Source organism: Bradyrhizobium sp. MI1.3 (assembly GCF_055811695.1).
Map to the genome: position 1 here is coordinate 16,275 of NZ_JBVVPQ010000027.1, position 21,124 is coordinate 37,398.

At 63.5% G+C, this 21,124-nt stretch carries 20 protein-coding genes, 1 tRNA gene and 1 pseudogene; 6 read left to right on the plus strand and 16 right to left on the minus strand.

The window, feature by feature from the left end:
• Positions 1–41: 41 nt before the first annotated feature.
• From lon to AC0L3A_RS20600, 5 genes are all read right to left on the minus strand, one after another.
• Positions 42–2,465: an endopeptidase La gene (lon, locus tag AC0L3A_RS20580; protein ID WP_007603504.1), complete on the minus strand. Its 2,424-nt coding sequence runs from the start codon at positions 2,463–2,465 to the stop codon at positions 42–44.
• 323 nt (positions 2,466–2,788) lie between these two features.
• Entirely contained in the window at positions 2,789–4,060 is a 1,272-nt protein-coding gene (clpX, locus tag AC0L3A_RS20585) for an ATP-dependent Clp protease ATP-binding subunit ClpX (protein WP_007603503.1), read from the minus strand.
• Between the two features lie 441 nt (positions 4,061–4,501).
• The gene (locus AC0L3A_RS20590) at positions 4,502–5,137 is read right to left on the minus strand and encodes an ATP-dependent Clp protease proteolytic subunit (RefSeq protein ID WP_007603501.1); all 636 of its coding nucleotides are present in this window, start codon (positions 5,135–5,137) and stop codon (positions 4,502–4,504) included.
• 318 nt (positions 5,138–5,455) lie between these two features.
• Positions 5,456–6,817 (minus strand): trigger factor, encoded by a 1,362-nt coding sequence (gene tig, locus AC0L3A_RS20595; RefSeq protein ID WP_219682229.1) that lies wholly within the window; start codon positions 6,815–6,817, stop codon positions 5,456–5,458.
• 173 nt (positions 6,818–6,990) lie between these two features.
• Positions 6,991–7,075 (minus strand) — tRNA-Leu (locus AC0L3A_RS20600).
• A gap of 152 nt (positions 7,076–7,227) precedes the next feature.
• Here AC0L3A_RS20600 and AC0L3A_RS20605 point away from each other — a divergent pair.
• Complete coding sequence (locus tag AC0L3A_RS20605; protein ID WP_354128908.1) at positions 7,228–8,544, plus strand: multicopper oxidase family protein; 1,317 nt, start codon at positions 7,228–7,230, stop codon at positions 8,542–8,544.
• Positions 8,545–8,554: 10 nt separating this feature from the next.
• Here AC0L3A_RS20605 and AC0L3A_RS20610 read toward each other — a convergent pair whose 3' ends face one another.
• The 4 genes and pseudogenes from AC0L3A_RS20610 to AC0L3A_RS20625 form a co-directional block, all read right to left on the minus strand.
• Positions 8,555–8,842 (minus strand): addiction module antidote protein, encoded by a 288-nt coding sequence (locus AC0L3A_RS20610; RefSeq protein ID WP_007603498.1) that lies wholly within the window; start codon positions 8,840–8,842, stop codon positions 8,555–8,557.
• Between the two features lies 1 nt (position 8,843).
• A pseudogene (locus tag AC0L3A_RS20615) lies at positions 8,844–9,128 on the minus strand (type II toxin-antitoxin system RelE/ParE family toxin); the annotation flags it as partial.
• A gap of 32 nt (positions 9,129–9,160) precedes the next feature.
• Complete coding sequence (locus AC0L3A_RS20620; RefSeq protein WP_354128907.1) at positions 9,161–9,610, minus strand: GNAT family N-acetyltransferase; 450 nt, start codon at positions 9,608–9,610, stop codon at positions 9,161–9,163.
• Positions 9,610–11,109 carry an NAD(P)H-hydrate dehydratase gene (locus AC0L3A_RS20625; protein WP_354128906.1) on the minus strand — a complete coding sequence of 500 codons (1,500 nt, stop codon included), beginning with the start codon at positions 11,107–11,109 and terminating at the stop codon, positions 9,610–9,612. The genes AC0L3A_RS20620 and AC0L3A_RS20625 overlap by 1 nt, the downstream gene beginning before the upstream one ends.
• A gap of 381 nt (positions 11,110–11,490) precedes the next feature.
• Here AC0L3A_RS20625 and AC0L3A_RS20630 point away from each other — a divergent pair, with 381 nt between their 5' ends.
• Together AC0L3A_RS20630 and glnA are read left to right on the plus strand one after the other, a co-directional pair.
• Positions 11,491–11,829 (plus strand): P-II family nitrogen regulator, encoded by a 339-nt coding sequence (locus AC0L3A_RS20630; RefSeq protein ID WP_007603495.1) that lies wholly within the window; start codon positions 11,491–11,493, stop codon positions 11,827–11,829.
• Between the two features lie 149 nt (positions 11,830–11,978).
• On the plus strand, positions 11,979–13,388 hold the full coding sequence (gene glnA, locus AC0L3A_RS20635; RefSeq protein WP_007603494.1) for a type I glutamate--ammonia ligase: 1,410 nt from the start codon (positions 11,979–11,981) through the stop codon (positions 13,386–13,388).
• Between the two features lie 264 nt (positions 13,389–13,652).
• On the opposite strand, the gene AC0L3A_RS20640 is transcribed toward glnA, so the two are convergent.
• A complete protein-coding gene (locus tag AC0L3A_RS20640) occupies positions 13,653–14,426 on the minus strand; it encodes a gamma-glutamyl-gamma-aminobutyrate hydrolase family protein (protein WP_007603493.1) in 774 nt (257 codons plus the stop codon).
• A 256-nt stretch (positions 14,427–14,682) separates the two neighbouring features.
• Here AC0L3A_RS20640 and AC0L3A_RS20645 point away from each other — a divergent pair, with 256 nt between their 5' ends.
• Positions 14,683–15,816: an AI-2E family transporter gene (locus AC0L3A_RS20645; RefSeq protein ID WP_473255086.1), complete on the plus strand. Its 1,134-nt coding sequence runs from the start codon at positions 14,683–14,685 to the stop codon at positions 15,814–15,816.
• A 6-nt stretch (positions 15,817–15,822) separates the two neighbouring features.
• Here AC0L3A_RS20645 and AC0L3A_RS20650 read toward each other — a convergent pair whose 3' ends face one another.
• The 6 genes from AC0L3A_RS20650 to AC0L3A_RS20675 all read right to left on the minus strand — a co-directional run bounded on the left by AC0L3A_RS20650 (position 15,823) and on the right by AC0L3A_RS20675 (position 19,507).
• The gene (locus AC0L3A_RS20650; RefSeq protein WP_007603488.1) at positions 15,823–16,119 is read right to left on the minus strand and encodes an antibiotic biosynthesis monooxygenase family protein; all 297 of its coding nucleotides are present in this window, start codon (positions 16,117–16,119) and stop codon (positions 15,823–15,825) included.
• 101 nt (positions 16,120–16,220) lie between these two features.
• The gene (locus tag AC0L3A_RS20655) at positions 16,221–16,457 is read right to left on the minus strand and encodes a hypothetical protein (protein ID WP_007603487.1); all 237 of its coding nucleotides are present in this window, start codon (positions 16,455–16,457) and stop codon (positions 16,221–16,223) included.
• Between the two features lie 57 nt (positions 16,458–16,514).
• Complete coding sequence (locus AC0L3A_RS20660) at positions 16,515–17,747, minus strand: GGDEF domain-containing protein (RefSeq protein ID WP_219682237.1); 1,233 nt, start codon at positions 17,745–17,747, stop codon at positions 16,515–16,517.
• Between the two features lie 229 nt (positions 17,748–17,976).
• Positions 17,977–18,456 (minus strand): 30S ribosomal protein S9, encoded by a 480-nt coding sequence (gene rpsI / locus AC0L3A_RS20665; RefSeq protein WP_007603485.1) that lies wholly within the window; start codon positions 18,454–18,456, stop codon positions 17,977–17,979.
• Position 18,457: 1 nt separating this feature from the next.
• Positions 18,458–18,922, minus strand: a complete 465-nt coding sequence (gene rplM / locus AC0L3A_RS20670; protein WP_007603484.1) for a 50S ribosomal protein L13 — start codon at positions 18,920–18,922, stop codon at positions 18,458–18,460.
• A gap of 156 nt (positions 18,923–19,078) precedes the next feature.
• A complete protein-coding gene (locus AC0L3A_RS20675; protein WP_007603483.1) occupies positions 19,079–19,507 on the minus strand; it encodes a PaaI family thioesterase in 429 nt (142 codons plus the stop codon).
• Positions 19,508–19,579: 72 nt separating this feature from the next.
• Between AC0L3A_RS20675 and AC0L3A_RS20680 the strand changes: the two genes are divergently transcribed.
• Both AC0L3A_RS20680 and AC0L3A_RS20685 read left to right on the plus strand, forming a co-directional pair.
• Positions 19,580–20,404 (plus strand): enoyl-CoA hydratase, encoded by an 825-nt coding sequence (locus AC0L3A_RS20680; RefSeq protein ID WP_007603482.1) that lies wholly within the window; start codon positions 19,580–19,582, stop codon positions 20,402–20,404.
• 122 nt (positions 20,405–20,526) lie between these two features.
• Complete coding sequence (locus AC0L3A_RS20685) at positions 20,527–21,111, plus strand: CoA-binding protein (RefSeq protein WP_219682238.1); 585 nt, start codon at positions 20,527–20,529, stop codon at positions 21,109–21,111.
• The last annotated feature ends 13 nt before the right edge of the window (positions 21,112–21,124 follow it).

A 21,124-nucleotide genomic window follows, 5' to 3' on the forward strand; every position in this document is an offset into this window, starting at 1 on the left:
CGCCCGAAGGCGCCGTTTTATCATCTTTTCGAGCTGTGATCTCAGTGAGCGGTCAGGCCGCCGGCGGCTTCGTCGCCGTCCGGCTTCACCGTCACCTTGGTGTCCTCTTCCCAGACGATCGGCACCGGCTTCTTGACCAGCGCCTTGGCGACGACGTCGTCGAGGCGCGAGACCGGGATGATCTCCATGCCGCCCTTGATCGCATCGGAAATCTCCGTGAGATCCTTGGCGTTGTCCTCGGGGATCAGCACCGTCTTGATGCCGCCGCGGGCAGCAGCCAGCAGCTTCTCCTTCAGGCCGCCGATCGGCAGCACGCGGCCGCGCAGCGTGATCTCGCCGGTCATCGCAACATCATGGCGGACCGGGATGCCGGTCATGACCGAGATGATCGCGGTGGCCATCGCCACGCCCGCCGACGGACCGTCCTTCGGCGTCGCGCCTTCCGGCACGTGCACGTGGATGTCGCGCCGGTCGAACAGCGGCGGCTCGATGCCGTAGACGATCGCGCGCGAGCGGACATAGGACGCCGCCGCCGAGATCGATTCCTTCATCACGTCACGCAGATTGCCCGTAACCGTCATCTTGCCCTTGCCGGGCATCATGACGCCTTCGATTGTCAGCAGCTCGCCGCCGACATCGGTCCAGGCAAGGCCGGTGACGATACCGACCTGCGGCTCACTCTCGATCTCGCCGTAGCGGTACTTCGGCACGCCGAGCAGCTCTTCCAGAGTCTTCTCGGTGACCTTGACCGACTTCTTTTTGGAGATCATCAGCTCCTTCACCGCCTTGCGGGCGAGTGTGGAGAGCTCACGCTCCAAATTGCGCACGCCCGCTTCGCGGGTGTAGCGGCGGATCAGAAGCAGCAGCGCGTCGTCGTCGATCGAGAACTCCTTGGAATCCAGGCCGTGCTTGGACACCGCATTCGGGATCAGGTGCTTGCGCGCGATCTCGACCTTCTCGTTCTCGGTGTAGCCCGCGATCCGGATGATCTCCATGCGGTCCATCAGCGGCCCCGGAATATTGAGCGTATTCGCGGTGGTGATGAACATCACGTTGGACAGATCGTAGTCGACCTCGAGATAGTGGTCGTTGAAGGTCGCGTTCTGCTCGGGGTCGAGAACCTCGAGCAGCGCCGAGGACGGATCGCCGCGGAAATCGGCGCCCATCTTGTCGATCTCGTCCAGCAGGAACAGCGGATTGGACGACTTCGCCTTCCGCATCGACTGAATGATCTTGCCGGGCATCGAGCCGATATAGGTGCGGCGGTGACCGCGGATCTCGGCCTCGTCGCGCACGCCGCCGAGCGAGACGCGCACGAATTCGCGCCCCGTCGCCTTCGCGATCGACTTGCCGAGCGAGGTCTTGCCGACGCCGGGAGGACCGACGAGGCACAGAATCGGGCCCGTGAGCTTGTTGGCGCGCGACTGCACGGCCAGATACTCGACGATGCGGTCCTTGACCTTCTCCAACCCGTAGTGATCCGCATCCAGAACCGCCTGCGCGGCCTCCAGATCCTTCTTCACCTTGGACTTCTTGTTCCACGGGATCGACAGCAGCCAATCCAGATAGTTGCGCACGACGGTCGCTTCCGCGGACATCGGCGACATCTGGCGCAGCTTCTTCAATTCATGCTGCGCCTTCTCGCGCGCTTCCTTGGAGAGCTTGGTCTTGGAGATCTTCTCTTCGAGATCGGCGAGCTCGTCGCGACCGTCGTCGTCGCCGAGTTCCTTCTGGATCGCCTTCATCTGCTCGTTGAGATAGTACTCGCGCTGGGTCTTCTCCATCTGGCGCTTGACGCGCGAGCGGATGCGCTTCTCGACCTGGAGCACCGAGATCTCGCTCTCCATCAGGCCCAGCACCTTCTCGAGGCGCTGCGTGACCGACAGCGTCTCCAGGATGCCCTGGCGATCCGCGATCTTGACAGCGAGATGCGAGGCGACGGTGTCGGCGAGCTTGGCGAAATCGGTGATCGCCTGCACGACGCCGACGACCTCGGCCGAGATCTTCTTGTTGAGCTTCACATAGCTCTCGAAGTCGGACACGACCGAGCGCGCCATGGCCTCGGCCTCGACCGACTTCGCGTCGGTGTCGGCGAGCGCAATCGCGGTCGCTTCGTAATAGTCGGCACGATCGGTGTACTTCTGCACGCGCGCACGCTCGAGCCCTTCGACCAGCACCTTCACGGTGCCGTCGGGAAGCTTCAAGAGCTGAAGCACGCTGGCAAGCGTACCGGTCTCGTAAATGGAATCGGGTGCCGGATCATCGTCGGACGCGTTCTTCTGGGTCGCGAGCATGATCAGCGCGTCGTTCTTCATCACCTCTTCGAGCGCGCGGATCGACTTCTCGCGGCCGACGAAGAGCGGAACGATCATGTGCGGGAAGACGACGATGTCGCGCAGCGGCAGCACGGGATAGGCGTGCGTTTCGCCATGAACGATGGTTGGCCTGGGTTTTGGATTGGTCATGGCCTTTTCCTTTTGCTTTGCCCCCTTGCACGCAGCCCGCCATGCTCATGCGCAACCGCCACAAGGTGCCGAGGTGATCCGCAAAACCGGTCGGTCCTTCTGAGGTTGGACCGGCCTGCCGGATCGGAACTGAGGCGAATCTTGAAGAGAATTTTTGCTCGCCGCCGACATTAGGTGGCTATCGACCCGGGGGGTGTCAAGTCATTGAAAGACGCGCGCCATCAGGCGCTTACGCACGCGAACAAGCGACACAACACCGGCTGCGGAGATATTTTCCGCAGCCCCTTGCTTGATGAGACGATTGGAGCGTTCCAGCGCCGAAATCAGGCGCTGGCGTTCTCGACGGCGCGATCGGACCGATCGGCGTAGATGTAGAGCGGGCGCGCCGTTCCTTCCACGACTTCGCGGGAAATCACGACTTCTTCCACACCTTCGAGGCCCGGCAGGTCGAACATGGTCTCGAGCAGGATCGCCTCGAGGATCGAACGCAGCCCGCGCGCACCGGTCTTGCGCTCGATCGCCCTGCGGGCCACCGCGCCAAGCGCCTCGTCGGCGAAGGTCAGCTCGATGTTCTCCATCTCGAACAGCCGCTGGTACTGCTTCACCAGCGCGTTCTTCGGCTCGACCAGGATCTTCTTGAGCGAAGCCTCGTCCAGATCCTCCAGCGTCGCCACGACGGGCAGACGGCCGACGAATTCCGGGATCAGGCCATACTTCAGGAGATCCTCCGGCTCGACGTGACGGAAGATTTCGCCGGTGCGGCGGTCTTCCGGCGCGAGCACCTGGGCGGCGAAACCGATCGAGGTCGACCGTCCGCGTGCCGAGATGATCTTTTCGAGGCCCGAGAACGCACCACCGCAGATGAACAGGATATTGGTGGTGTCCACCTGCAGGAACTCCTGCTGCGGATGCTTGCGGCCGCCCTGCGGCGGGACCGAAGCCACCGTGCCTTCCATGATCTTGAGCAGTGCCTGCTGCACGCCCTCACCCGACACGTCCCGCGTGATCGAGGGATTGTCGGACTTGCGGCTGATCTTGTCGATTTCGTCGATATAGACGATGCCGCGCTGGGCACGCTCGACATTGTAGTCGGCGGCCTGGAGCAGCTTCAGGATGATGTTCTCGACGTCCTCGCCGACATAGCCGGCTTCGGTCAGCGTCGTCGCATCCGCCATCGTGAACGGCACGTCCAGGATGCGGGCGAGCGTCTGCGCGAGCAGCGTCTTGCCCGAACCGGTCGGACCGATCAGCAGGATGTTCGACTTCGCAAGCTCGACGTCGTTGTGCTTGGTCTGGTGGTTGAGGCGCTTGTAGTGATTGTGCACCGCGACCGAGAGGACCTTCTTCGCATGGTTCTGTCCGATTACGTAATCGTCCAGCACCTTGCAGATTTCCTTCGGCGTCGGAATCCCGTCGCGCGACTTCACCAGCGAGGATTTGTTCTCCTCGCGAATGATGTCCATGCAGAGCTCGACGCACTCGTCGCAAATGAAGACCGTGGGACCCGCGATCAGTTTGCGAACTTCGTGCTGGCTCTTGCCGCAGAACGAGCAATACAGCGTGTTCTTGGAGTCGCTCGTGCCGACCTTACTCATTCATGTCTCCGTCCGCGGTTCGATCCCGTCCGCTCGATCGCCCTATTCCGGCACGACAGCCGGTACAGTCCTTCAAATAGAGCAAATTCCGTACCAAAAAAGACCCTACGCGTTGCATGCCGTGCGAATCACGGTCACTCGATTCTCCGCGATCATAGCCGATCAGTCGTAGCGAACCATGCTGTCACCCGACTATCAAGAATTCGCTAATCGGGGAGCGCCGGCTACCCGTGACAATACCGTGATTTCCGGTCTTGGCACGGGCGAAGTGATCGAAATCACCCCGGCGTTGCTGGATTGCCACGAAAAACAAGCACGAAAGCGGAACTTTCTGCCTGTCGCAGGGCGCAAAACTGCGTTTTGCGACGCGCGCACGTGTCCTTAACGTGAACGCTCCCTGACGGTGCCGGCGATCCCAGAGGGATTGCCGGCACCGTAGTGCTACGGAGTCTTCGGCGCCGCGGTTTCCTCGGCGCGCTTGTCGATGACCCTGTCGACCAAACCGAACTCCTTGGCGTCGCTCGCAGTAAGGAACTTGTCGCGTTCCAGCGCGTCCTCGATCGCCTTGTAGGTCTGGCCGGTGTGCTTCACGTAGATCTCGTTGAGCCGCTTCTTCAGGTTCAGGATTTCCTGTGCGTGCAGCATGATGTCGGTGGCCTGGCCCTGGAAGCCGCCGGAAGGTTGATGCACCATGATGCGCGCGTTCGGCAGCGAGAAGCGCATGTCCTTCTCGCCGGCGCAGAGCAGCAGCGAGCCCATCGAGGCGGCCTGGCCCGTGCACAGCGTCGAGACCGGCGGACGAATGAACTGCATGGTGTCGTAGATCGCGAGGCCCGACGTCACCACGCCGCCCGGCGAGTTGATGTACATCGAGATTTCCTTCTTCGGATTTTCCGCCTCAAGGAACAACAGCTGCGCGACGATCAGCGTCGACATGCCGTCCTCGACCGGCCCGGTCAGGAAGATGATGCGCTCTTTCAGAAGGCGCGAGAAAATGTCGTAGGCGCGCTCGCCACGGTTGGTCTGCTCGACCACCATGGGCACGAGGTTCATGTAGGTTTCAACCGGATCGCGCATGAGTCACCTAGGGTTTTGAAGAGGCGGACATCGCCAGGCCCGGCTGCCAGTCGGGGCTGGATCTGCCGGAAGGCCGATGGACGTCCCGTGATGCAGGAACTTGGTAGAAGAACTTGGTAGAAGCAGAAGGCGTAGCGACAGATATAGCCCAATTCGCGCCTGACAAGTGCGGAGCGAATTAAGGCTTAATCCGTGAGGCAGTTGAAGCTGATTCGTACAAAGAGGCCCAGCCGGCCACCTGGCTAGCTCGACCTCTTCGCTGATCATCCTTAATGCAAGGCTATCCCAAAGGCTCTCCTAAAGGCTCTTCTGGAGCCCTCAGGCGGCGGTCTTTTCCGCCTCGTCGTCCTTGTAGAGATCGTCGCGCGAGACCTTCTTCTCAGTCACCTTGGCAAGCTCGAGGATGAAGTCGACGACCTTGTCCTCATAGATCGGTGCACGAAGCTGGGCCAACGCTTGGGCGTTGCTGCGGTAATAGTCCCAGACCTCCTTCTCGCGGCCCGGCATCGAGCGCGCCCGCTCGATCACGGCGCGGCCGACCTCGTCGTCGGTCACGGAGATCTTGTTCTTCTCGCCGATCTCGGAGAGCACGAGCCCCAGCCGCACGCGGCGGTCGGCGATCTTACGGTACTCTTCCTTGGCGGCGTCTTCAGTGGTGTCCTCGTCGGCGAAGGTTTTGCCGGCGGAGTCCATCTCGGCCTTCACCGAGTTCCACATCAGATTGAACTCTTCGTCGACCAGCGAGGGCGGAGCCTCGAAGCGATGGGCCTCGTCGAGGCGGTCGAGCAGCGCGCGCTTGACGCGCTGGCGCGTCGCGGTCGCGAACTCGGCGACCAGCCGCTCGCGCGCCGCTTCCTTCAGCTTGTCCAGCGATTCGAGGCCGAGCGTCTTGGCGAACTCGTCGTCGATCGCGAGATCCTGCGGCGCCTCGATCAGCGTCGCGGTGGTCTCGAACTCGGCCGGCTGGCCGGCGAGCTTATCGTTCATGTAGTTCTTGGGGAACGCCACCTTCAGCGTGCGGGTCTCGCCCGCGCCGATCCCGATGAGCTGCTCTTCGAAGCCGGGGATGAAGGTGTTGGATCCGATCACCACCTGGATGCCCTCGCCGGCGCCGCCCTCGAAGGGCTCGCCGTTGATGGTGCCCTTGAAGGCGACGGTGACGCGATCGCCCGACTCGGCCTTGGCGCCCTCGCCCTTCGCGGCATAGCCGCGGTTCGAATCGGCGATGCGCTTGATCGCCTCGTCGACGTCGGCGTCGGTGACTTCGGCGACGGGCTTCTCGACCTCGAAGGTCTTGAAGTCGGCGAGCGCGATCGACGGCACCACCTCGATCGCAACCGTATAGGTCAGGTCGGTTTTGCCGTTGAGCAGCTCCTCGACCTCGGCCTGCTCGGTCGGCATGGTGATCTTGGGTTCGGTCGCAAGGCGGAAGCCGCGCTCGGAGAACAGCTGCGTGTTGGTGTCACGAATGGTCTGGTCGATGGTCTCGGCCATCACCGAGCGGCCATAGACCTTCTTGAGGTGCGTGACCGGCACCTTGCCGGGACGGAAGCCGTTGATGCGAACCTTGTCCTTGAGGTCGACGAGCTTGGCACCGGCCTTGGCGTCGAGATCAGACGCGGGAACGCTGATCTTGAACTCGCGCTTCAAACCTTCCGAGAGGGTTTCTGTGACCTGCATGGTGTCCAATCTTCTTCTCGTTCGGTCCCGGCGCGCATGCGTCGGGACGCTGTCATTAATCGATCCGGCGCGAGGCGAACGCCTCAACGCCGGTGGTTCATCGGACCGGCTTCCGGCGGACAAACATCCGCGCGGGAGCAGATCGCGTAATCCGTGCAAACGCTGAAAGCGCTTGGTGCGGGCGGAGGGACTCGAACCCCCACAACTTTCGTCACTGGAACCTAAATCCAGCGCGTCTACCAGTTCCGCCACGCCCGCGTAAATTTGCATCAAGACCGGCCGCGATGCCGCGGGCGGCGGGCTTATAGCATGTGCCCGCCTGTTCGCAGCAAAAAAATGGCCCGATAGAGGCAGCCTTCAACTAGGCACGACGGCTGGACTTATCCAGCACGGCGTGGTCGGGATCGGCCATGAGAACGCGGATTTTCGACCCGACGAGGCGCGAGGTTTTGGCCGGGCTTGGAGCGGGACTGGGCGCCTCTGCGGCCGGTCTGATGGCGGGCGGCGCAGTCCCGGCCATGACCGCCCAACTCGCCCTTCAGGCAAGGCCGGCGACGTTGGCTCTGAGGCCGGGTCAGCCGGCTACACCGATCTGGGAGCTGGCCGCCGTAAGCCACCTCGGGGATGTCCGTCTCAAACGTGGCGACCGCTGCGAGGTGGTCTTTCGCAACGGCCTGCCCGTCCCGCTTGCACCAGTCTGGTACGGCCTCAATGGCCCGGACGCGGCCGACCCGCTTCGAGGACGCGCCCCGACGGCCCCGGACGCGACGGAAACATCAATTATTTCAGTGCCAAACGCAGGAACCCTGCTGGCCGACTTTCGCCTGTTCGAGGACAGCCTGAAGCAGCCCGCGCGCCCGCTTCCGATCATCGCCACCGAGACCAACGCGGTCGCCGCCGATCGCGACGTGGTCCTCTTGATCGAGGAATGGCGGCTGCGGCCGGATGGGACCGCGCTTCTCCCGGGCCGGGACCCGAAGGACACGTCCCCGCTCTATACAATCAACGGAACGACTTCATTCGAACTCTCAGCTTCGGCGAATGAGCGGCTGCGGCTGCGCTTTATCAACGGCTCGCAACGTTCTGTTCTGGCGATCAAATTGGAAAGTCACGAGGTCCAGGTGCTGGCCCTGGACGGACAGCCGGCTGAGCCGTTCCCGGCTCGCAACGGCGCCCTGGTGCTGGCTCCCGGCGCACGCGCCGACGCCTTCGTGGATGCGGCCACATCGGCCCCATTCCTGCTGCATGACGGCAATGAGGCGCGCCAGGTCGGCCGCCTGACGGTCTCCGGCAAGCTTGAGCGGCGCGCGCCGCTGTTGCCGCCGCAGCCGCTCCCTCCGAATGACCTGCCCGAGCGACTCGATCTGAAAGGCGCCCTGCGGTTCGATGTCGCGCTCGGGGCAGCCGACGCCGGGTGGGTACGGCCCGCAAATTTCTCGACGTCCTCCGCCCCCGCTTTTCGCACCAAGGCCGGCCGCACCGTCGTGCTGGCGCTCAAGAACCCCGCACCCGTCGCCATCGTCGTCCATCTGCACGGCCACCATTTCCGCCTGCTCGACAAGCTCGACGACGGCTGGAAGCCCTATTGGCTCGACACGCTCGCGATCGAACCCGGCCAGACTCAGCGCATCGCGTTCGCTGCGGCCTCCCCCGGGCGATGGCTGATCGAAACCGTCGTAACCGAATGGGCCGCCCCGCGGCTGGTGCGCTGGTACGGGGTGGAGTGAGGGGCTCCGACTAGGCGTGCGGCTTGGCTGTGAGTTCGATCCCGAGCGCCTTCATCACCGCAATAGTCGTTTTCAGCGTCGGATTGCCGTTGGTGCTGAACGAGCGATAGAGCTGCTCGCGAGAAAGACCAGTCTCTTTGGCGATCTGCGTCATCCCCTTGGCGCGGGCGACGACCCCAAGTGCATGGGCGATATAGGCCGCATCCTCGGTCTTGAACGCCTCTTCCATGAACACGGCAATGGCCTCGTCGGACTGCAGGTCTTCGGCCGGGTCATAGGTCGTCAGCTTCTCGCCCATCTCATTCGCTCCACATCTCGGCAAGGCGCTTCGCCGCCTTGATGTCTTTCACCTGCGTGCTCTTGTCGCCCCCGCACAGCAAAACGATGATCGCGTTGCCCCGCTTCCGAAAATAGATGCGATATCCGGGCCCGTGATGAATACGCAGCTCGCTCACACCGTCGCCCACCGGTTCGACGTCGCCTGCGTGTCCATGAGCCAACCGATCCAATCGCGAAGCAATCAGCGCTCTGGCACGCTCATCCTTGAGACGTGATCGCCACTTCCGAAACGTCTCAGTCTGCTTTCAATCACATGTAGTTTTTAGACTACAATTGTTCACAAATGAAGTGGCCTACGCATCCAGAGGTACCGAGCGTCGGGTTCTTTCTCCTCGTTTCGGGTCCCGTTGGTCTGCTCGATCAACGTAAACTGGCGCGCTTCATAGAAGCGCCTTGCGCGCGCATTGCACTGGAAGGTCCAGAGCTCCAGCCGTTCGTTGGCATGCTTGGCGACGTCGAGAAGTTCGGCGCCAGTCCCCCGCCCTTGAACAGCAGGAAGCACGTAAAGCTGCTCGATCCAGCCGTCACGGAAAGCGATGATCCCGCTCAGTACATCGCCGTTGAAGCGTCCCCACACGCGGCACGTCGCGAACACATGCTCGCGGTAGAACCAGCGGTCCTCGTCCGGCGTATGCAGCCCAGCGAGCCAGGGCATCGCATGGTCGAATGCAGCCCGGTGAACCTGCGCCGCCGCGCCCATATCAGTGAGCGCGAGCTGCCTGAGCATCAATATTCAATCCCCAGCGCATTATAGATCCGCCGGTGCACGGCCGGCAGCGTCTCGGTGAGATCCTCTGCTATCAGGCCCGGTCCCGCCTCGCTCGCCGCTTCGCCATGCATCCACACAGCGATGCTGGCGGCTTCGAATGCCGGCACGCCTTGCGCCAGCAGCCCTGCGATGATGCCGGCGAGCACGTCTCCGGCGCCCGCGGTGGCGAGCCAGGGCGGCGCGTTGGCGGCGATGGTGGCGCGGCCGTCGGGCGCGGCAATCGTGGTGTCCGCGCCCTTCAGCAGCACGACCGCGCCGGAGCGCTCGGCGGCGGCGCGCACGCGCTCGATCTTCGAGCGCCCCGGATGTTTATTGCTGAGGTCGGAGAACAGCCGCGGGAACTCGCCCTCGTGCGGCGTCAGCACTACCGCCTTGTCCTGCGACGTCTTGATCGATTCGAACAGGCGCTCGGGATTGGCGGCAAAGCTCGTCAGCGCATCCGCGTCGAGCACCAGGCGCCGCTGCGCGTTAAGCGCCGTGTGGACGAGATCGCAGGTGCGCTCGCCGACCCCCGCGCCGGGGCCGATCATGCAGGTGTTGTAGCGCTTGTCACCGAGCAGCTCGCCGAACTCGATGGCGGTATCGACGGGGCGAACCATCACCGCGGTGAGCGCAGCTGCATTGATCGCCAGCGCATCACGCGGCGTAGCCAGAGTCACCAGGCCCGCGCCGGCGCGGAGCGCCCCGCGCGCGGCGAGACGCGCCGCACCGGTCGCGGCCGCATCGCCCGAGACCGCCAGCACATGGCCTCGCGCGTATTTGTGGCCGTCGATGCGCGGCACCGGAAAGGCGGTGCCCCAGAAGTCCGGATCGTTCTCGAAAATCTGCGGCGCGATCTCGTCCAGCACCTGCGCCTCGATGCCGATGTCGGCGACGCGGACGTGGCCGCAATGCATGCGCCCCGGCAGCAGCAGATGCGCCGGCTTCTTGCGGAAGAAGGTGACGGTCTCGGTGGCGTTCACCGCCACGCCCAGCACGGCCGCGCTGGTGCCGTTGATGCCGCTTGGCAGATCGACCGCGAGCACCGGCGCACCGTTGGCGTTGATCGCCTCGATCATCTCACGTGCCTCGCCGTCGACCGGACGGCTGAGGCCCGCGCCGAACAGCGCATCGATGATCAGCGCCGGTCGCCCGATCGCCTGCGGGTTGAACGGGAGCACCGGGTGTTTCCAGCCCCGTGCCGCCGAGGCCGCATCGCCCTGGAGCTGGTCGCGCTCGCACATCAGGATGACCGAGACCTCGCGGCCTTGCGCGGCGAGCTCGGCGGCTGCGACAAAACCGTCCCCACCGTTGTTGCCGGGGCCGGCCACGATCAGGATCGGCCCCTCCTCCACCAGCGCGTTGGCGGCCTCGGCGACCGCCTGGCCAGCACTGAGCATCAGCTTGAAGCCGGGGGTGCCTGCCGCAATGCTGAGCTGGTCGGCACGCTGCATTTCGGCGTTGGTCAGAACTTCCATGCCACTTCCCTGTCCAAAAGCCTTTTCAAGAGGCACGTTCTGCGTCGGGCGATCCGACGGAACAACGATCTGCACAAATATTGGACCGCTTGCCTATTCCGTAGTCTGCGGTATTTTGTGCGGGTCGGCGCCACCTATCGGAGCTGCACGTTAAAAGGCTGATAACGCTCCAATAATCAGGGCATTTGCAACTTGGCATAGACCCTGCTTTCGCGGAAGTCGCTTCGGTTCGTCGTGCTCACTGGCATTTATCAGGGTGTGGCCGGCCGTTGTTGCCGGACTGGTCAGGGATCCCGGCATAGCGAAGACAAGATCGTGCGTTAAGAAAAGCGCATCCTGACGAAGACGTTGCTATTTGTTCGAAAGGCCGGGAGGCGCGCAGTGAAGAAGATCGAAGCCATCATCAAGCCATTCAAGCTCGACGAGGTGAAGGAAGCGCTTCAGGAAGTCGGCCTTCAGGGCATCACCGTCACCGAAGCCAAGGGCTTCGGCCGGCAGAAGGGTCACGCCGAGCTGTACCGCGGCGCAGAATACATCGTCGACTTCCTGCCCAAGGTGAAGATCGAGATCGTGATCGGCGACGATCTGGTCGAGCGCGCCATCGACGCAATCCGCCGCGCAGCGCAAACCGGGCGCATCGGCGATGGCAAGATTTTCGTCTCCAACATCGAAGAGGCGATCCGCATCCGAACCGGCGAATCCGGGCTGGACGCTATCTGAGCCGGGTGCTATCCCGCATTTTGCGACATTCTGACAAGAAATAGGCTGCTTCGGCGGCCTCATTTTGTTTGTGCCTCGCGCGCCTCAAGAAGCGTGAACACGGTCGCTTGAAGCTTGGAAACCGACCCGCAGAGCCAAAAGGGGTATGCATGAAGACCGCCAAAGACGTCCTGAAATCGATCAAGGACAACGACGTCAAATACGTCGACCTGCGCTTCACCGATCCGCGCGGCAAGTGGCAGCACGTCACCTTCGACATCAGCATGATCGATGAAGACATTTTCGCCGAAGGAACGATGTTCGACGGCTCCTCGATCGCCGGCTGGAAGGCGATCAACGAGTCCGACATGTGCCTGATGCCCGATCCGGTGACCGCGACGATCGATCCGTTCTTCGCCGAGACCACCATGGTCATCACCTGCGACGTGCTTGAGCCGACCACCGGCGAGCCCTACAACCGCGACCCCCGCGGCATCGCCAAGAAGGCCGAGGCGATGGTGAAGTCGATGGGCGTCGGCGACACCGTGTTCGTCGGCCCCGAAGCCGAGTTCTTCGTGTTCGACGACGTGCGCTTCTCCGCCAACCCCTACAGCACCGGCTTCCGTCTCGACTCCTCGGAGCTGCCGACCAACTCCGACACCGAATATGAAGGCGGCAACCTCGGCCACCGCGTCCGTACCAAGGGCGGCTACTTCCCGGTGCCTCCGCAGGATTCCGTGCAGGACATGCGCTCGGAGATGCTCGGCGCCATGGCCAAGATGGGCGTCAAGGTCGAGAAGCACCATCACGAAGTCGCCTCCGCCCAGCACGAGCTCGGCATGAAGTTCGACACGCTGACCTTGATGGCCGACCACATGCAGATCTACAAATACTGCATCCACCAGGTCGCGCACATCTACGGCAAGACCGCCACCTTCATGCCGAAGCCGGTCTTCGGCGACAACGGCTCGGGCATGCACGTGCACCAGTCGATCTGGAAGGACGGCAAGCCGGTGTTCGCCGGCAACAAATACGCCGACCTGTCGGAGACCTGCCTCCATTACATCGGCGGCATCATCAAGCACGCCAAGGCGATCAACGCCTTCACCAACCCGTCGACCAACTCCTACAAGCGTCTGGTCCCGGGCTACGAGGCTCCCGTGCTGCTCGCCTATTCCGCGCGCAACCGCTCGGCCTCCTGCCGCATCCCCTACACCGCTTCGCCGAAGGCCAAGCGCGTCGAGGTGCGTTTCCCAGATCCGCTCGCCAATCCCTATCTCGGCTTCGCCGCGATGCTGATGGCCGGCCTCGACGGTATCAAGAACAAGATCGATCCGGGTCCGGCAATGGACAAGGACCTCTACGATCTGCCGAAGGAAGAGCTGAAGCAGATCCCGACCGTGTGCGGCAGCTTGCGCGAGGCGCTGGAAAACCTCGACAAGGACCGCGGCTTCCTCAAGAACGGCGGCGTGTTCGACGACGACTTCATCGACGCTTACATCGAGCTGAAGATGACCGAAGTCGCCCGCTTCGAAATGACCCCGCATCCGGTCGAGTTCGAAATGTACTATTCGGGCTAAACGGCCCGAACGACCGCGACACACGAAAGGCGCCCCTCGGGGCGCCTTTTTTGTTTGTGGTCCTCGACTTTCGTTCTGTGTCTGACTCCACTTCGTTCTCAAAGAACGAATCGGAATCGAGAAAACCGGCGCGCACCATTTCTTGATAACTGGTTTATTACGCCCGAGAGATCGAGGCCGCCTTCACGCCGTCACCCGACAGCGACTGGATTTGCTTCGCTGCGCTCACGATGACGATGGTTATGGGCCTCGGCGCGCTCGCAGCTACGCCGCCGCGCGCTGCTTCGCCACCATGGCTTCGCCAAAAGCCTCGAACAGTTTTCGATTGATCGGATTGTGCTGCGGGTCGTATTCGGCGTGCCATTGCACCCCGAGCGCAAAGGCCTTGGCTTCCGCGATGCGGATTGCCTCGATGGTGCCGTCCTCGGCGATGCCCTCGATCAGCACGCGCTTGCCGGGATCGAGGATGCCCTGGCCGTGCAGCGAATTGACCCTGATCTTGTTACAGCCGAGCAATTCTGCGAACGCGCCGCCCGGCGTCAGATCGACGTCGTGACGATCGGCGAACACCACGGTCGGATCGGGATGGATCTCGCCGTTCTCGAGCCTCGGCATGCGGTGGTTCATGCGGCCCGGGATTTCGCGGATCTCGGGATGCAGCGAGCCGCCGAAGGCGACGTTCATCTCCTGGAGGCCCCGGCAGATGCCGAACAGCGGGATGCCGCGGGCAACGCAGGCGACCGAGAGCGCCAGCGCCACCTCGTCGCGGTGGATGTCGTAGGGCTCGTGCGCCTCACACGGATCGACGTTGAAACGGGTTGGGTGGACATTGGCGCGAGCACCGGTGAGCACGATGCCGTCGACAGTGTCGAGCAGCGCGCCGATATCGGTGATATCGGGCGAGCCCGCGAACATCACCGGCAGGCCGCCGGACACCTCGGCCACGGCGCGCAGATTACGCTCGCCGACCATCTGGACCTGAAATCGATTTTCAACGCGATGGGCGTTCCCGATCACGCCGACGACCGGCTTTCTCATCTCCCGTTCAGACCTTTCGCCGAAGACGATTCTCCAAACATGCCCCTGGGATGGAACAAATTCAACAGAAGGGTACGCGGGACGGCAATGCTATTTTCGCGCAAATGGCCGGGCGGAGGATGGGCATGGCCCCCTCTCTCGCCGGCGTCCGTGGCCCGCAGGGCCAAGGACGCGTCAATCGCGCCAGAGCCTGGCTTGATCCGAGGCGGGATTTCGCGAAAGAGTGCCCGCCTGCCGCCTTCGCATAGGAGCCGATGTGACCATTCCCGCAGATGAACGGCCCCGGACCCGCACCGATCTGGCCTGGGCGATCTCGGTCGGGGGCATCGGAATCGTGCTGTTCGCGGCAATGCTGGTCTTCACCTGGTATTTTGCAGCTACCCTGCTCCTGATCTTCACCGGAATGCTGCTCGGCGTCGGCCTCAACGCGCTGACCAACGCGCTTGGCCGCCGCGTGCACCTGCCCCACGCGGTCCGGCTCGCGATCGTCTGTGCCGCGCTGGCGGTAATGCTCGCAGGCGTTGCTTATCTCGGCGGCGCCACCATTGCCGAGCAGGCCTCGCTGCTGAGCAAGACAATCAAGTCGCAGATCACCAACGTCCGGTCCTTCCTCGAAAACCATGGGATCGACACCAGCTTCTTCGATATCGGCAACGCCGCACCCGCTGCCTCCACCGATGCGACGCCGACGCCCGCCCCGACCCCGGGCTCGCACGGCGGATTGCCGGGCGCAGGCGCGCTGGCCTCGAGCGGCGGGGCGATCGTGAGCCAGACTTTCAAGCTGCTGCTCGGCACCATCAGCGCGGTCGGCAACATCTTCATCGTGCTGTTCCTGGGGCTCGCCTTCGCCGCCCAGCCCGCGGTCTATCATGACGGCCTGTTGTTTCTCGCGCCGGCCAGGCATCGCGCCCGCATCACCCTGATCATCGACGGTATCGGCGAGACGCTGGAGCGCTGGCTGATCGCGCAGATCATCGTGATGCTTGCGGTCGGCGTGGTGACCTGGATCGGGCTCGTCCTCATCGGCATTCCCGGCTCGTTCATCCTGGGGATTCAGGCAGGCCTGCTCGCCTTCATTCCGACGGTGGGCGCCATCATAGCCGGCGTCGTGGTCGTGCTGGCGAGCCTCGCCTCAGGATGGATTCCGGCGCTGTCGGCCTTTCTCCTCTTCATGGGCGTGCACGCCATGGAGAGCTATGTGCTGACGCCGATCCTTCAGCGGCAGGCACTGGACATTCCGCCGGCCACGCTGTTCGCGTTCCAGATCCTGCTCGGCGTCGTGTTCGGAATCTGGGGCCTGGCGCTGGCGCTGCCGCTGGTCGCCATCGCCAAGGTGATGATCGACCATTTCAAGACGTATGAAGCGCCGCCTCTGGCGGAGGCGGCCTGAGCCGCCTCAGGTGGTGAGCACGGTTTCGGTGTGCTCGACCTCGGGGGGTGCCGCAAAATACTGGCCGACGAGGCCGCGCCATTCGGTGAAATTCTCGGAGCCGCGGAAATCGACGGTATGGCTCTCGAGCGTCTCCCACTTCACCATCAGACGATAGCGCTGCGGCTTCTCGATCGACTTGTGCAGCTCGAAACCGTGAAAACCCTTGGAGCGGCCGAAAGCGGCCTTGGCCTTGGCGACGGCGGCCTCAAAGTCCTTCTCGCTGCCCGGCTTGACGTCGATTTGCGCGATCTCGGTGATCATCTGTTTCCACCCATTTTGTTTGATGGGCGTGTCTACCGCAGCCCGCGACAAAGAAAAAGGCGCCGAAACGGCGCCCCGCCCGGTCCAGAAATGCAGATCACTCAGGCAAGCAGCAAAACGGTGCCCGCCACTGTCAGCGCACAACCGGCGAACAGCGCGAGCGGCCAGTAATTGCGGCCTTGCGTGTAACGCCCCTGGGCGCGGCGCTCGGTGATCAGCGCGCTCTCGTATTCGTCCGCGGTCGAAAACAGGCAGGCGAAGCCGCCGCGTGCCGAAGTCGCCGCGGCTTCGAGCGACATCAGGGCGGTCTGCGGATTCTGTCGACGGATCGATTCCATGACCGCAATGGTAGGGATCGAATGGTAAACAGGGGATTACCGCGAGGCCTCCTTTGCCTAGGCCGTCGCCGGTTGTGTCTTGGATTGCGTGTTGGGCACGCCGATCCGAGCGGCGCTCTGGCGGCGCCAGTTCTCCAGCGACAGGGGCAGCTCCTCCGCCGATTCGACGCGGTTTCGGCCGCCGCGCTTGGCCTGGTAGAGCGCGGTGTCGGCCGAGGCCAGCAGCACTTCGAGCTCGGTGCCGGCCGGACCGCCGGCGACGCCGATGCTGACGGTGGTGTCGACCGGGCCCTCGTCGACGACGACGCCGGAGGTCTCGAAGGCCTCACGCACGCGCTCGGCGACCAGCACGCCCTCCTCCAGCGAGCAGGGCAGCAGAGCGGCGAACTCCTCGCCGCCGATGCGACCCGACATGTCGCTGATGCGCAGATTGCTGACGACGACGGTCGAGAACAGTTTCAGCATCTCGTCGCCGGCGGGATGGCCGAAGCGGTCGTTGATCGACTTGAAATGATCGATGTCGAAGATCATCACGGTCACGGGACGGCCGGCCTTGGCCTCGCGCTCGATCACGCGTCCGCAGGCTTCCGAGAAGCCGCGGCGGTTGAGCATGCCGGTCAGGGGATCGGTGGAGGCGGCGGTCCGGTGCGCGGTGACGGTGCGCTCGGACACCAGCATGAAGATCACGAACACGGTGCCGACGGCATAGAGCACGAGCTCGACCGCGAACACAGTGACCCAGATGCTGGTGGAGAAGCCGGCATCGTTCGGGCGCAGGAAACTGCCGAGCAGGATCGGCAGCATCAAGACACAGCCGTGCATTACCGGAACCACGAAGGCCGGCCAGCGCCGTTGCAGGCTCTTGCGCCGCTCGACCCAGAGCTCGCTCGCGGTCAGCGCCGCATAGACCGAGACGATGCCGGCGCCGACGATCATGCGCAGCATGGACGCGGTGGGATCGAGCAGTGTGGCGGCAGCGGCCCAGGCGAGCGCGCCGACCAGGAGTCCCGGCCAGTTCGGCTTGCGGCCGTGGAAGACGCGCGCCGCATTCCACACCATGCCGCAGGCGACGAAGCCGACCGCGTTCAGCGCAAGGTAAAGATGCGGCCCCAGTCTGTCGCCGGCCGCCGTCCAGAGCGCGACCGATGCGGCGCCGAGCAGATACGCGGTGCCCCACCATTTCAGCGCAGGGCTGTTCTCCTGCCTTCCGAAAAATACCATCATGGCGCCGAGCAGTGCGGCGACCATGGTCGCGACCAAATAGAGCGTGATGCTATCGAGCGACATCATGTCGGCCCCCTCTTAGACATAGCAGTTACGCGATCGGCTCAGCCGATTTGCGCGCCCTTCCAAATGCGACGCTATGTCTCGCGGGTTCCATTCAGGTTTTCATGCGGGCCCAAGTTTTCAGGAAACACGCCATCAATTTGCATACAAACGAACAGCAAAAAGGGCGCTGAAATCAGCGCCCTTTTGCATCTCATTGAAGCCGCTTTCGCGGCGAATGCGACCGAAGCGATTAACGCTTCGAGAACTGGAAGGACCGGCGGGCCTTGGCCTTGCCGTACTTCTTGCGCTCGACCACGCGGGAGTCGCGGGTGAGGAAGCCGCCCTTCTTGAGCACGGTGCGCAGCTCCGGCTCGAAATAGGTCAGCGCCTTCGAGATGCCGTGACGGACGGCACCGGCCTGGCCGGACAGACCGCCGCCGGCGACGGTGCAGATCACGTCATACTGGCCGGACCGCGCGGCCACGGAGAACGGCTGCTCGATCATCATGCGCAGCACGGGACGGGCGAAATAGACCTCGACCTCGCGCGCGTTGACCGTGACCTTGCCGGCGCCCGGCTTGATCCAGACGCGGGCGACCGCGTCCTTGCGCTTGCCGGTGGCGTAGGCGCGGTTGAACTTGTCGACCTTCTTCTCGTGCTTGGGCGCGTCGGGCGCGGCCGCCGTCTTGAGCTGCGAGAGCTGGTCGAGCGACTGAATGGATTCGGCCATGTTATGCGGCCCTCGTGTTCTTGCGGTTCAACTTGGCGATGTCGATCTTCTCGGGCGTCTGGGCCTCGTGCGGATGATCGGCGCCGCCATAGACGCGGAGGTTGCCCATCTGGACCCGACCGAGCGGACCACGCGGGATCATGCGCTCGACGGCCTTCTCGAGCACGCGCTCGGGATGCTTGCCCTCGAGGATCTGGCGCGCGGTGCGCTCCTTGATGTGGCCGACGTAACCGGTGTGCTTGTAATAGGTCTTCTGCTCGCGCTTGCGGCCGGTGAGAACCGCATACTGCGCGTTGATGATGATGATGTTGTCGCCGCAATCAACGTGCGGGGTGTAGGTCGGGAGGTGCTTGCCGCGCAGGCGCATGGCGACGATGGTGGCGAGACGGCCGACGACCAGACCCTTGGCGTCGATCAATACCCACTTCTTCGTCACCTCAGCCGGCTTTGCCGAAAAGGTTTTCATGTCAGAGTTTCCGTGGACGGGAGCATCGGCGCGAACACCGCACCGGACTGGCGGTTTTCTAGAGAACAGGGGCGCTGCGGTCAATGCCCAAAGGCGTAATTTACGTGTTTAATATCAGTGACTTAGAATTAAGGTATTAAGGTACCCGCAAAAAGCTCAAACGTTTGGAATGGAATAAGTCGAGGTGACATGCGCAATCGGATCGGGCGAGGTACCGGACAACAGCTTCACCTCGCCGACCGCGAGGCGCTTGCCGAGCTTGAGCAGCCGCGCCTCCGCCAGCACGTCCTGCCCGGGCTGCCCCTTGCGCAGGAAGTTGATGTTGAGATTGGTGGTCACGGCGAGCCCGATCGGCCCGATCGCGGACAACAGCACCACGTACATCGCGAAGTCGGCGAGCGCCATCAATGTCGGGCCGGACACGGTTCCGCCTGGCCGCAGCATCTTTTCGCTGTAGCGCTGACGCAAAAGGCAGGCCTGACCGTCCGCGCTCTCGATCGTGATGTCGTCGCCGCTGAAGGCCTGGGGAAACTCGTTGCGGAGGAACTGCTCGAGCTCCGCCACGCTCATTTTCGCTAACGCCATGCTACCCCTCACCCTCGCTTCACGTCCCCTGTTACATTAAGTTATCTGCGTCATCCAACCGGAAACGCTTTGATGTCCGTCCAGGCCGCCCGCGCCCCTTCCCCGCAACCACCTATCCTGCTGCGCGAGACCGTGGGCCCCATCGCGGTCCTGACCCTCAACCGCCCGGCCGCCCGCAACAGCCTGTCGGCGACGATGATCGCAAGCCTGCACGCCGCGCTCAACGAGATCCGCGACGACAAGGCCATCCGCGGCGTCGTAATCGCGGCCAACGGTCCCGCCTTCTCCGCCGGCCACGACATGAAGGAGCTGACCGCGCGCCGCGCCGACCCGGATCGCGGCCGTGCCTTCTTCGCCGAGATGATGACCGCCTGCAGCGCGATGATGCAGGCGATCGTGCACCTGCCCAAGCCCGTGGTCGCATCCGTCCAGGGCATCGCGACCGCCGCGGGCTGTCAGCTCGTGGCAAGCTGCGATCTCGCGATCGCCTCGGAAGCAGCACACTTCGCTACCCCCGGCGTCGACATCGGCCTGTTCTGCTCGACGCCGATGGTGGCGCTGTCGCGCAACGTGCCGCGCAAGCAGGCGATGGAGATGTTGCTGACGGGCGAGCCGATCCCGGCCGTACGCGCCCGCGAGATCGGCCTCGTCAATCGTGTCGTCGCCGCCGGCACCGAGCGCGCCGCCGCCATTGCGCTCGCCGAACAGGTCGCGCTGAAATCCGCCTATACCGTCAAGCTCGGCAAGGAGGCGTTCTACCGCCAGGCCGAGATGAGTCTTGCAGACGCCTATCGCTATGCGGCAGAGGTGATGACCGAGAACATGATGGCGCGAGACGCCGAGGAAGGCATCGGCGCCTTCATCGAGAAGCGTACGCCGACATGGCGGGATGAATAGTCAACTCCTCATCCTGAGGAGCCGCGGAACGCGGCGTCTCGAAGGATAGAGGCCCGACTGCGGCTTCATGGTTCGAGACGCGCGTGCCGCGCTCCTCACCATGAGGTCAGAGAAAGAAGAAGATGAACCACGACGCCTATCCCGACAATTACATCCGGGGCATCCTCAACAACGTGAAATCGATCGCGATGGTCGGTGCCTCGCCGGCCAACGTGCGGCCGAGCTATTTCGCGTTCAAATATCTGGCCCAGCGCGGCTACGACATGATTCCGGTTAATCCCGGCCATGTCGGAAAGGAGCTGCTCGGAAAACCCTTCGTCGCCTCGCTGTCCGACATTGACCGTCCCGTCGACATGATCGACATTTTCCGCAACTCCAGTCACATCATGCCGGTGGTCGAGGAAGCCCTCACGCTTGATCCGCTGCCGATGGTGATCTGGATGCAGTTGGGGGCGCGCGACGATGCGGCGGCGCTGAAGGCGGAATCGGTTGGTATCAAGGTGGTGATGAACCGCTGCCCCAAGATCGAATATGGCCGCCTGTCCTCGGAGATCTCCTGGATGGGCGTCAATTCGCGCACGCTGAGCTCCAAGCGCGCGCCGGCGCCGACGCAGGGCATGCGGCTATCCCTCAATCGGATGAGTGTTGGCGGCGGCGAAACCGCGGCCTCGGACCGCGCCGCCAAAAACAAGACTGAGCAAAGCTGACGCAGTTGCGAAG